The 11,825-nt window shown below is 34.9% G+C and carries 11 protein-coding genes; 4 read left to right on the top strand and 7 right to left on the bottom strand.

What is annotated here, in order from left to right:
* Positions 1 to 12 precede the first annotated feature (12 nt).
* The 3 genes from DTUR_RS02875 to DTUR_RS02865 are packed head-to-tail and all read left to right on the top strand — an operon-like array spanning position 13 to position 2,198.
* Positions 13 to 912: an ABC transporter substrate-binding protein gene (locus tag DTUR_RS02875; protein WP_012582939.1), complete on the top strand. Its 900-nt coding sequence runs from the start codon at positions 13 to 15 to the stop codon at positions 910 to 912.
* A complete protein-coding gene (locus DTUR_RS02870; protein WP_012582938.1) occupies positions 890 to 1,642 on the top strand; it encodes an ABC transporter permease in 753 nt (250 codons plus the stop codon). The genes DTUR_RS02875 and DTUR_RS02870 overlap by 23 nt, the downstream gene beginning before the upstream one ends.
* Positions 1,623 to 2,198: an ATP-binding cassette domain-containing protein gene (locus DTUR_RS02865; protein WP_012582937.1), complete on the top strand. Its 576-nt coding sequence runs from the start codon at positions 1,623 to 1,625 to the stop codon at positions 2,196 to 2,198. The genes DTUR_RS02870 and DTUR_RS02865 overlap by 20 nt, the downstream gene beginning before the upstream one ends.
* Here the strand turns inward: DTUR_RS02865 and DTUR_RS02860 are convergent.
* Genes DTUR_RS02860 through DTUR_RS02835 form a run of 6 tightly spaced genes read right to left on the bottom strand, consistent with a single transcriptional unit; the run spans position 2,185 to position 9,937 of the window.
* Positions 2,185 to 2,841: a redox-sensing transcriptional repressor Rex gene (locus tag DTUR_RS02860; protein ID WP_242603737.1), complete on the bottom strand. Its 657-nt coding sequence runs from the start codon at positions 2,839 to 2,841 to the stop codon at positions 2,185 to 2,187. The genes DTUR_RS02865 and DTUR_RS02860 overlap by 14 nt on opposite strands.
* Positions 2,801 to 4,801, bottom strand: a complete 2,001-nt coding sequence (locus DTUR_RS02855) for a [FeFe] hydrogenase, group A (protein WP_012582935.1) — start codon at positions 4,799 to 4,801, stop codon at positions 2,801 to 2,803. The genes DTUR_RS02860 and DTUR_RS02855 overlap by 41 nt, the downstream gene beginning before the upstream one ends.
* A 14-nt stretch (positions 4,802 to 4,815) precedes the next feature.
* Positions 4,816 to 6,690 carry an NADH-quinone oxidoreductase subunit NuoF gene (locus DTUR_RS02850; protein WP_012582934.1) on the bottom strand — a complete coding sequence of 625 codons (1,875 nt, stop codon included), beginning with the start codon at positions 6,688 to 6,690 and terminating at the stop codon, positions 4,816 to 4,818.
* Positions 6,683 to 7,168: an NADH-quinone oxidoreductase subunit NuoE gene (gene nuoE, locus DTUR_RS02845; RefSeq protein ID WP_012582933.1), complete on the bottom strand. Its 486-nt coding sequence runs from the start codon at positions 7,166 to 7,168 to the stop codon at positions 6,683 to 6,685. Before nuoE ends, DTUR_RS02850 begins: the two co-directional genes overlap by 8 nt.
* Before the next feature lie 14 nt (positions 7,169 to 7,182).
* Positions 7,183 to 8,322 carry a SpoIIE family protein phosphatase gene (locus tag DTUR_RS02840; protein WP_012582932.1) on the bottom strand — a complete coding sequence of 380 codons (1,140 nt, stop codon included), beginning with the start codon at positions 8,320 to 8,322 and terminating at the stop codon, positions 7,183 to 7,185.
* Positions 8,309 to 9,937 carry a [Fe-Fe] hydrogenase large subunit C-terminal domain-containing protein gene (locus tag DTUR_RS02835; protein ID WP_012582931.1) on the bottom strand — a complete coding sequence of 543 codons (1,629 nt, stop codon included), beginning with the start codon at positions 9,935 to 9,937 and terminating at the stop codon, positions 8,309 to 8,311. Before DTUR_RS02835 ends, DTUR_RS02840 begins: the two co-directional genes overlap by 14 nt.
* Before the next feature lie 252 nt (positions 9,938 to 10,189).
* On the opposite strand from DTUR_RS02835, the gene DTUR_RS02830 reads away from it, so the two are divergent.
* On the top strand, positions 10,190 to 10,780 hold the full coding sequence (locus DTUR_RS02830; protein WP_012582930.1) for a carbohydrate binding domain-containing protein: 591 nt from the start codon (positions 10,190 to 10,192) through the stop codon (positions 10,778 to 10,780).
* A gap of 42 nt (positions 10,781 to 10,822) precedes the next feature.
* On the opposite strand, the gene DTUR_RS02825 is transcribed toward DTUR_RS02830, so the two are convergent.
* Positions 10,823 to 11,812, bottom strand: coding sequence for an aldo/keto reductase (locus DTUR_RS02825; protein WP_012582929.1), 990 nt, complete (start codon positions 11,810 to 11,812; stop codon positions 10,823 to 10,825).
* Between the last annotated feature and the right edge of the window lie 13 nt (positions 11,813 to 11,825).

Here is an 11,825-nt window from a genome sequence, read left to right as displayed (position 1 = left end):
GGAGGTGAAAAGATGAAAAAGAAAGTATTCATATTAATAATGCTTGCTCTACTCATCATTATGAATCCAATCTTTTCTCAAAATAAAAAGATTGAAGTATTAATACCTTTAGGACCAACTATTATTCCCTTTTCTACTATGATTTCGGAAAATCCTGATTTTAACTTTACCATATGGAGAACTTTAGACGAACTCGTGGTAAAAGCAAGGGATAATAAATATGATGTAATAATCGCACCCTTTACTACCTTAGTTAATTTATATAATAAGGGAGTTAATATAAAATATCTTTCTACCTTTAATTTTGCCTCCTTTTATTTGATAAGCAACAAAGCTAAAAGATTTAATGAGATTATCGGAGATAACCTTTACATTGCCCAAAAGGGATCTACTCAAGATATAATTTTTAACATCTATTTACAAGAAAGAAATCTAAAAGATAAAATTAATCTCTATTATTCTACTCCTCAAGAGATCACATCTTTATTTATAGCAGGAAAAGTAAACAATGCCCTACTTCCAGAGCCTTATGTATCCATGGGTGTAAATAATGGAGGAAGAATTATTCTTGATATTCAAAGGGTTTATAGAGAAATCTCCAAGGGAAGATTTCTTCCTATAACCTCTATAGCAGTAAGGGGAAATATAGATAAAAAAGAAGCTCAAAAAATTGATTCCATATTTAGAGAAAATTTTAAGAAATTCTCTCAGGACCCTAAGGACTATATAGAAAAGGCATCGGAGATCTTAAAATTGGATAAGAAAATCATAGAGCTTTCTCTTAAAAGACTTTCTTTTTTATATCAAGGAATTTCAATAAAAAATGAGTTAATAAAGTACTTAGAATTTATATACGAAAAAAATCCCCAGACCATAGGAAATATTCCTGATGAGAAATTCTTTACTCTTTAAATTAATTTTTTGGATATCCTTTATTATTATATGGTACCTTATGGGGACTATCATAAACTCTAACCTTATTCTTCCCCCTCCCCATAAGGTACTTTATAAGGTTTTAGATCTTTTTAAACATAAAGATTTCTATAGCCATCTTTTTATAACCTTCATAAGATCAACATTAGGGCTTTTTATTGCTCTCTTTTCAGGTTTTCTTCTTGGATATATTAAGAATAAGTTTTTTTATAGTACTATAAGAAATATCATTGATATTTTTCAGAGCAATCCATTGATTGTATGGATCACCATAGCCCTTTTCTGGTTTGGTTTTGGGAATAAAACTATAATATTTACTGTATTTATAGTTCTCTTCCCCAATTTTTATCTTGTTACTTATAATGCTATAAATAATATTCCTAAGGAATACCTTGAACTTTTTAAAATATATCCCATAAGTAGAAAAAATTACTTAATAAAATTTTTAATCCCATACCTTAAGCCTTTTATACTTCCTAACCTTGCAAATTCAACAATTTCCTCTTTAAAAATAACCGCAATGGCAGAGTTTTTATCAGGAGAAAGTGGAATTGGGTTTCTTTTAAGCTATGCAAAGGCCTTTCTAAATATTGAAGAGGTTTATGCTTACGCAGTGATTTTATTTATCTTAAGCAAAATTCTTGAACTAATATTTATAAAATCTGGGATTTTAAAAGGAGACAAAAACTATGGTTTTTCTGAGGGTTAATAATATAAAAAAGAGCTTTGATGAAAAGAAGGTCCTTGATGGTGTCTTTATGGAGGTTTACAAAGGAGAAAGAGTAATAATAAAGGGACCAAATGGTGTAGGAAAAACCACACTACTTAAAATTATTGCAGGAATTATTCTTCCCGATGAAGGAAGTATTGACTTTTTGGTAAAGCCTCAGATATCTTTTCAATTTCAAAATGTAGTCTTCTTTCCATGGCTCTCCATGATGGAAAATTTAGAACTTTTTGTCAGAGACAAAGAAATATTAAAAAATTTAATAGAATATTTTTCCCTAAGAGATTTTTTTCACCTCTACCCCTCAGAAATTAGTGGGGGATATCAACAAATTTTTTCCTTTGTAAGAGCCCTCTCTATACCCCACAATTTGCTTATCTTAGACGAGCCTTTTAAATCTCTCGATCCAGAGAGAAAAAAAAGAGTAAAGGAAGTTTTAAAAGATCACCTAAAAGATAGAAAAATAACCCTCCTGATGGTAAGCCACCAGGAGGAAGAAGAGAGAGAAATTGCAGATCGAATTTTTAACCTTGCTTAGATTGAGTATTTTTTACCTCAAGCATATGCTTTAAAGAAAGAAGCCCTAAGGTAATGTCCTCATTCCTTACTATTACATATTCAGGGACACTTATCAAGGCAGGAGCAAAATTCCATATGGCTTTTATCCCATTTTCCACAAGGAGGTTTGCTACCTCTTGTGCTGATTCCTTAGGCACACATATTGCTCCAATCTCCACATTAAATCTTTTTATGACCCTTTCCAAATATTCCATTGGCAAAACCACAAGATCGCCAACTTTTTTGCCAATTTTTGCAGGATCTTTGTCAAATATTCCCACTATTTCAATATTGTAATTAGAAAAGCCAGGATAATTGGTAAGAGCAGTACCTAAGTTTCCTGCCCCAACTATTATTACCTTGACTTTTTTGTCCAACCCAAAGAGTCTATTAAGCTCATCCAAGAGACTTTTGACGTGATATCCCACCTTTGGTTTTCCTTTATACTCAAGATATGATAGGTCTTTTCTTACCTGCTCTGGAGGAATGCCAAGTCTTCCCCCAATCTCTTCCGACGATATGTATTCTTCTTTCTCCTCAGAGAGAAGTCTATGATAAAGCTTAAGCCTTTCAAGAGTTGCCTTAGGAAACATCAGATACTCCTTCCTGTTTTCTCCTGACATACTCCCTCAACATCTCCTTTACTTTATTAGTATCAGCCCCACTTATAAGTATATCATCTATGAGTACATTAGGAGCATTACTACAATTTTCAGTACAAAAAGTACCTACTACTTCTATGTTTTTAGCCCATTCTTCCTTTCTTACAATTTCAATAAGATCAGAAAGAATTTTATAAGAACCCTTGAGATAACAGGATGTTCCAAGACATACTCTTACTTTAACCTTCTCTTCTTCTGGAATAGGAAGTGGGAGAATTTCTATATCTTGTTCTGGAACTCTCCTTTTGGGAGAGTAGGATGTATGAAGGATTTCATGAGTTTTGTGACTTAAAGGATGCTCTAAATATTTTTCATAAAGCTCCATAAGATATGGATTTTCTTGAGGCGATGCTATAGGATTTATATTTACCATATCAGAAAGTATCTTTGCTCTCTTTTGCCTTATTTTGCTGTCATTAGGATAAGGTTGTCCACCTCCCCCAATACAACCAAAACTACATGCCATAACCTCTATTATATCCACATCAAGTATCCCTTCCTTTATATCCTTTAAAACTCTTTTTGCCTTACCCAAGCTATGTACAGCCATAGCTTTTATATTTCTTCCATCGGCGAGTTCCACATTAAAGAGCCTTATCCCCTTATCTATCTCTTCCTCTTTCACATTTTTAACCTTTACTTTGTGATTTATTACTGCAAGAACTGTCCCAAGAACTCCTCCTGTCTTTCCAAAATCAAGTCCTCCTTGAGAGTAAAGGTTAAAGGGTTTGTCAAAGGGCTCAGGCTTTGTAGAGGATATATCAATACCACTTGCCTTAATCATTTGGGCAAGCTCTTTAGTAGTAATTACTAAGTCAACTACCCCTTTATGTTCTTCCCTTTCAGCCTCAAACTTTTTAGCAGTACAAGGCATTATGGATACTAAATAAATATCCTCTTTGGAAACTCCTATTTCCTTAGAATAAATCTCTTTTATGACACTTCCCATAGCCTGTTGGGGCGATCTTACCGTGGATAGATTATCAATATATGAAGGATAAAATTCCTCCACATATTTAACCCATGCAGGACAACAAGAAGTAAACTGAGGAAGTTTTTCTCCTTTTTCTAATCTATTAAGAAACTCATGAGCCTCTTCATAAGCCACAAGATCCGCCCCAAAAGGTACTTCAAAGACTTTTGAAAATCCAAGCATTTTTAAGAAAGTATTTAACCTTCCTGCAATAAAAAGATCGGACTCTAACTTAAACTCTTCCTGAATAGCAGATCTTACCGCTGGCGCAATCATTCCTATGACTACTTTTTTCTTACTCTTTAAAACCTTATAAAGCTTATCAATATCATTTCTTATAGATAAAGCTCCTGTGGGACAATAAGCAACACACTGCCCACAATATACACACTCCACCTCAGAAAGGCTATGCCCAAAGGCAGGAGTAACCTTTGATAGAAAACCCCTTCCTGCTATATCTATGGCAGCAACTCCTTGAACCTCTTCACAAACCCTAACACAATCACCACATAAGATACATTTTGTATTATCCCTTACTATAGGCGACTTATTGTCCATTCCACCATCTTTGAGAATATTATCAAATCTTATCTTTCTTATACCAAAAGCCTCTGCATATTCCTGCAATTTGCAGCTGCCATTCCTCTCACAGGTGGTACAATCTCTATTATGAGAGGCAAGAAGAAGTTCAAGAATTCCTTTTCTTATTTCATATATCTCAGGAGTATTTGTTCTAACAACCATTCCTTCATAAGGCTTTAGATTACAAGAGGTAACTATACTTTTTCCATCCACTTCTACGAGGCATAACCTACAAGCCCCGTAAACTGATGTCTCCGAAAGATAACATAGATTTGGTATTTCAATACCTACATTTTTTAAAGCCTCAAGAAGATTTCTTTCATCATCTTTTATTATTACTTCTTTTCCATCCACAAATATCTTCATAACTATCTTCCTCCTTACCTAATTTCAATGGCTTTAAATTTACATTTTTCAACACAAACTCCACATTTAGCACACTTTTCTTGGTCAATCACATAAGGTTTTCCTCTTTCACCAGAGATGGCATTTTGAGGACAGAATCTCGCACAAAGCCCACATCCTTTACAAAGCTCAGGATTTATAACATATCTCTTAAAGGCAGTGCACATTCCACTAGGACATATCCCTTCGATGTGAGCAATATATTCATCTCTAAACAGTCTTAATGTACTTAATATAGGATTTGGAGCTGTTTGCCCGAGCCCACAAGCAGAAGCAGTTTTTATAAGACCTGCAAGAAATTCCAGATTCTCTAAATCCTCATAGGTTCCTTTGCCTTGTGTGAATCTCTCAAGGATACGATAAGCTTGCATCAAACCCTCACGACATGGAATACACTTACCACAGGATTCTCTCTTGGTAAAATCAAGGAAAAATCTTGCCACCTCAACCATACAGGCTTTCTTTGATAGAACCACAATACCTCCAGAACCTACCATAGCTCCAGCAGATTTTAAAGAGTCATAATCCAAAGGCAAATCAAGAAAAGCTTCCGAAAGACATGCCCCTGAAGGTCCACCTATTTGCACTGCTTTAAACTCATTGTCTCCAGTAAGACCCCCACATATCTCATACACAATCTGTCTTAAGGTAGTCCCAAACTCCACTTCTATTATTCCAGTAAGTTTTACTGGACCTGTCACTGAGAACATCTTAGTGCCAGGAGAGTTAGGAACTCCTCTTTTTCTATAATTTTCAGCCCCATCTCTTATGATCTTAGGTACATTGGCATAAGTCTCCACATTATTTATAAGGGTTGGATACCCCCAAAGACCTGCCTGAGCAGGATAGGGTGGACGAGGACGAGGAACTCCTCTTTTTCCCTCAATAGAGGCAAGAAGGGCGGTTTCTTCTCCGCATACAAAAGCTCCCGCTCCCTCTTTTATCTCTATATCAAAAGAAAAACCAGTTCCTAAAATATTTTCTCCTATAAGTCCTAATCTCTTTGCATCCTCTATAGCCTTTCGGAACATCTCTACCGCTACAGGATATTCCGCTCTAATATAGGCATAACCCTTTTGAGCCCCAATAGTATATGCTGCAATAAGCATCCCTTCTAATACTGCATGGGGATCCCTTTCTAAAAGAGTCCTATTCATAAAGGCTCCAGGATCTCCCTCATCTCCATTACATACCACAAATTTTTTATCTCCCCTACTGTTTTTGGTTATCTCCCACTTTACTCCTGTGGGAAATCCTGCTCCACCTCTTCCACGAAGTCCAGAATCTTTAATGGTTTTTATAACATTATCAGGATTTCCCTCTTTGAGGACTTTAATAAAGGATAGATATCCTCCCCTTCCCATGTAGTCATCAATACTATCGCATTCACACTTTCCTATATCCTCCATAATATAGAAGGATTGAACTTTATAGAATTTTGCATCCTCAAGCCTTTCTACTCTTTCACCTGTTGCAGGATCTGTAAAAAGAAGTCTTTCCACAGGTCTGCCTTTGAGTATTGTCTCCTCATAAATCTCCTTTACATCCTCAGGCTTTACCTCGGAGTAAAAATATCCATAAGGCATAACTATTACCCAAGGTCCTGAAGAGCATCTACCACAACACCCTGTTTTTCTAACCCTTTCTTCCTTTTCTTCCAATTTCTGTAAATTAGCCTTTACATTATTTTCTTTAAAAATCCTCCTTAATTCTTCATAGACCTTTATTGATCCCTTTGCAGCACAACCCGTTCCCACACATACATAAATATTAAGATCTTCTAATTTCTTTTTTCTTTCAATCTTCTTTTCTTCAATATACCGAATAGCTTCATCCATACTCCTAAGCATTTTTCATCTCCCTTTCTTTTAAATTTTTCAAAATCTCTTTCACCTTTTCAGGAGTAAGATTTCCATAAACCTCTTCATTTATGACCATCACAGGAGCAAGGGCACAAGCACCAAGACATCCTACTTGATCTAAGCTAAACATCAAATCTTCTGTCACTTCCCCAGGTCCAATATTCAGTTCTTCCTTTATAGCTCCTATAAGGGACGTAGATCCTGCCATATGACATGCAGTTCCATCACAGACAAGAATGGTATATTTACCTTTTGGCTTTAAGGAAAATTGAGCATAGAAAGTAGCAACACCATAAATTTTGGCAGGAGGAATATCAAGAGCAACCCCAATATAGTTGATTACATCCTCTGGAATATAACGATATTCTTTTTGAATATCTAAAAGGATCTTTATTAAATTGTCTTTACGATACTCATGTTTTTTAAGAATCTCCTCTACTTTTGTAAAATTTCTTTTTAGCTTCACTTTTCTACCTCCTTTTAATAAGCTTCAATTTTCACAATCTTTCCTTTATTCTTCAAAATATCCATAATATCTTTAACGATCTTGAATTTGAGGGACATATCATAACTGAAAAGAGGGTTCTGATAAGCAGGGTTTATAGCTTTCCCTACTATAAAACATATCTCGTCGGATTTTTCTATGAGATCAATGATAAGACTTGCCCCATAACCTACCTTCTCTATCTGACCATCAAGATATCTAAAAACCTGGGTAAGAGTGATAATTCCCTCGGTTACTAAATCTACCCCCTCCATATATCCTACAGGAGGAGAATCTTCAGAGACGGTTTTTAAATCAAGAGAAACTTCACTTCCCATAATCCTCCCTACTATCTGAGCAGTAGTACCCCCACATATCACCTTCCTTCCAGGCATGTTTAAGAATTTATAAGCTACGTATTCATCAAGATTAGGATCGGAGGGTGGACCTACCATGATGTTTAACCTATTAAAGCTTCTAAAATACAAAACACATAAAAGAGCATCATCACCTTTTATCCCCTTATCTAACCTTTTTGCCTTTTCAATAAGGTAGTTCACAATCTCCTTAGGAGGAACTTTGTATCTTGTAAGATTGAAGATCTCTCTCTTTATATTTTCAATGCCTAATCCCAGAGGATAAAGTCTGGTGCCAAGACCAGCTTGGGAAACTCCATCGGTCATTACAAACAGAAGATCTCCATCTTGAGGAACAAAATAACTTTCTTTTATCTCTCTATCTTCTACTAATAGTCTTTTCTTTTCAAAATCTATAAATTCATTTTTCCTAAATAAAAGAACTACTGGAAATTCATATTCTGCTATATAGCAAGTGTTTTCTTTGGCTTTGAAAAGTACACTACAGAAATTAGCATAACTAATATCTCTTACTTTGCATTTTGGCAAAGTTGCAAGGACGCTTTTCATTACCTCATCCATGGGCATGTCATTGAAAAGCATAGTAGTAGTCATAGAAGCAGTAAGGGTAGAAAGAATACTTGCCTTTATCCCACTTCCAAGACCATCCGAAACGGTAACCACTACCTTATCTTCGCTTCTCTTAATTTTAATAGAATCACCACAAACTTCTTCTCCTTCTTTACTCTTAAAAGCAAAATTCACATCACAGGTGAGCATCCTCTTCCAACACCTTCCTAAATTGGGCAAAATGACTCTTGGTTTCTGCAATAGATTCTCCAAGAAGACTTGCAATCTCCTGAGCAAGAAGCATCTGGCGATTAATCAACTCTTCAATTCTTTCAGCGCTTTCCTTTTTCAATTTGTTAAGTTCATCTTCCCTCTTTTTCTCATTAGTAATATCAAGAAGGAGAGCCACCTTTCCGTTATCATCGGGGAGGTTAAATTTTTTTACAAAGAAGTAATATTCTTCATTATCTATATATATCTCCAAGGGATTTTTCCCTTCTTCAATCTCATCAATAATAAAACCCAGTAAAGCCTCTTTATTCAAGAAGAAGTCTTCTCCTGCTGGATTTAAATAGATGGGTTTTCCATCCTTATATATAATGACAATATTAGGGAACTCTTCAATTATGGCACTGCTTACCGAACTTACCTTATCAATAAGATAAGTAATACACATTTCTTTTTCTGCTTTTCCAAGAATAACTGCTATGGCTTTATCTCTACAACTTGGATAACCACAAGCCCCACAATTTAACTCCTTCTTAGGGTTATCCTTTCCCATCTCTCTTAAAACCTTTCTTATTCTCTCCTCTGGAATTTCAATAATTTTCTTCTGGGATGAAAAGTTTCTCTTTAAATCCAAGTTGATAAGTTCGGGCTTTATAATTTCCCCATTTATCTCCTTTAACTTCTCCATGTAGGAAAGAATCCTTTTTCTTTTCTCCAATATTCCTATATCCTTTCTTATGGCTGGACCATTTATACATCCTCCAAAACAAGAGGAAGCTTCAATCACAAAACCCTCTCCATAGGAAGAGATATTTTCAAAAACTTTTATGATATTTTCTATCCCCTCAACTACAAGGTAGTTTTCCCAAGATCCATCAAGGGTTGAATTTATCCCGCCACTTACAGGATAAATTCTCCCTCTCTCAGGATATGGAGGAGTAGGTAAACTTTCCTCGAGTTCTGTTATATTGATCCCACTTCTCTCCATATATAAAGAGAGTTCTTCATAGGTTAAGACAAGGTCTACATAGTTTTCTCCATCTCGTTTTTTAGCTATACAAGGTCCCAAATAGATTACAGGGAAATCTCCAAAATATTTTTTCATAAAAAGAGCATGGGCATTCATGGGAGAAAGAAAGGGAATTAAATAAGGAATTACATCGGGATAATACTTCTCTGCAAGTTCAAAAACAACTGGACAAGCAGTAGTTATAACTGTCTTATTTTTACCCTGAATAAATTTTTTATAATAGTAAGAAACTATATCTGCCCCTACAGCCGTTTCCTGTACTACAGCAGCACCAAAGTTTTTCAAAAAAGTAATAACTTTAAAAGGCTCGTCAAAATGAGCAAAAAAAGATGGAGCAATGGATACTAAAAAGGGTTTACCTTTAAAGTTTTCTAATAAATGAGTGCTTTTTACATAAGTTCTTGCCTTTTGGGGACATACCTCTATACATACTCCACACAATACACATTCATCATCAATAACATAGGATTTACCTTTATTAAACATTATGGACTTAACGGGACAATTTCTAAGACATTTATAACAATACTGACAACTTATCTCCTGAGTTAAAATCAATTTTTTCATAATCTCTCCTCATATCGTTCTATTTTTAACGTTATATTTTTCACGATATATTCTAAAGATAAAAATCTACTTCCTCAATTAAAATTTTGTTAAAATAAGATTGAAGAAAGTTTAAAAACGTAATATACTTTAAAAGGGTAAACCTAAAAAGGGAGGTGAATTAACAAAAAGGGTATAAAGGGTATTTTTATTTAATTTTTTATGATGTTTTGTAACTAATTTCAAAAAAATTTCATAAAAGGGGGTTTATTTATGAAAAAATTTTATCTTCTTTTATTATTAATTAGTTTCATTATTTTTATCGCAGGATGTGCAAGTGCTCCTCAAGTATCTCAAAAAGAAACTACCTCTGGTGTAGTTGAAGTAACCACTCCCGAAGGAAAAGCCCAGGTTATTAATGTTACTAAACTGGGAGTTTTTACTGAAAATTTGATGTTTTCCGCACCTTCTAACTGGTATATTGTGATTCAGGGTACAGCAGAGGTTGAAGAATATGGGGCTAAAAATGGAGCTTTTTATGTTAAAATTAAAAATCCTGGAGATGCCTTCTGGCATATACAGTTTGGAACCCATGTACCTATCCCTGCAGGAAAGAAATACAAAATCACCTTTGAAGCAAAAGCAGATGCAGCAAGAGACCTACAAGTTAGAGTAATTCAAGATCAAACTTGGGAAATTGTGGAAAGCAAGGTTTTTGATTTAACTACCGAAATGCAAAAGTTTGAATGGGAATTTACTCCTAAGAAAGATGGACATATTGTAGTGTTTGATATGGGGAAAGTTAGTGAGAAAAGTATTGCAACTACCATTTATCTTGCCAATGTGGAGTTAGTAGAAGAGTAAAATAAAGGGGGAAGTTATTAGGCTTCCCCCTTTTTTAAGAATTTATTCTAAAATTTCATCTATTCTCTTTAATTCTTCTTCAGAGAATTTTAAGATGGAAATTGCCTTGACATTTTCCTCTATCTGCTCGGGTTTGCTTGCCCCAATAATTACTGAAGAGACCACATTATTTCTTAAAATCCAAGATATGGCAAGTTGAGCTACACTTTGTCCTCTTTCCTTTGCTATTTGGGAAAGTTTTCTAACCTTTTCAATTTTCTCAGGAGTTATATCGCTCTCCTTTAAGAAAATTCCAGATCTTTTTACCCGAGAATCTTCAGGAATTCCGTTAAGATACTTTTCTGTAAGAAGCCCTTGAGCAAGGGGAGAAAATATGGTAGCTCCTATACCCAGCTCTTCCATAACACCGAAAAGTTTTTCTTCTGGTTTTCTAAAAAACATGTTATACAAAATTTGATTTACAATAAGCCTTACTCCCATTTTAGATAAAGTTTCATAAGCAAGTTTTGTCTCTTCAGGTCCATAATTAGAAATTCCTACATAGAGAGCTTTTCCTTGTCTTACAATTTGGTAAAGGGCTTCCATGGTTTCCTCAATAGGAGTTTCAGGATCTGGTCTATGATGATAAAAAATATCTACATAATCAAGTCCCATCCTTTTAAGGCTCTGCTCAAGGCTTGCTATCAAGTATTTTTTACTACCAAAATCTCCATAGGGTCCATCCCACATTTTATATCCTGCCTTTGTAGAGATCACAATTTCATCCCTATAGGGCTTTAAGTCAAACTTTAAAATCCTCCCAAAGTTCTCTTCAGCAGATCCAGGTGGTGGGCCATAGTTATTTGCAAGATCAAAATGAGTAATTCCTAAATCAAAAGCTTTTCTTACCATATTTCTCATATTCTCAAAGGAGTCATTATATCCAAAATTATGCCAAAAACCCAAGGATATGGCAGGAAGCTTAAGACCACTCTTCCCACACCGCCTATAAATCATAACCTCATACCTTTTAGAATCTGCAACATAAATCATTTTTAAAAGCCTC

Source organism: Dictyoglomus turgidum DSM 6724 (genome assembly GCF_000021645.1).
Taxonomy (GTDB): Bacteria; Dictyoglomota; Dictyoglomia; order Dictyoglomales; family Dictyoglomaceae; genus Dictyoglomus; species Dictyoglomus turgidum.
The sequence above is the reverse complement of the archived record's forward strand: the minus strand, read 5'-3'. Positions and strand labels throughout refer to the sequence as shown.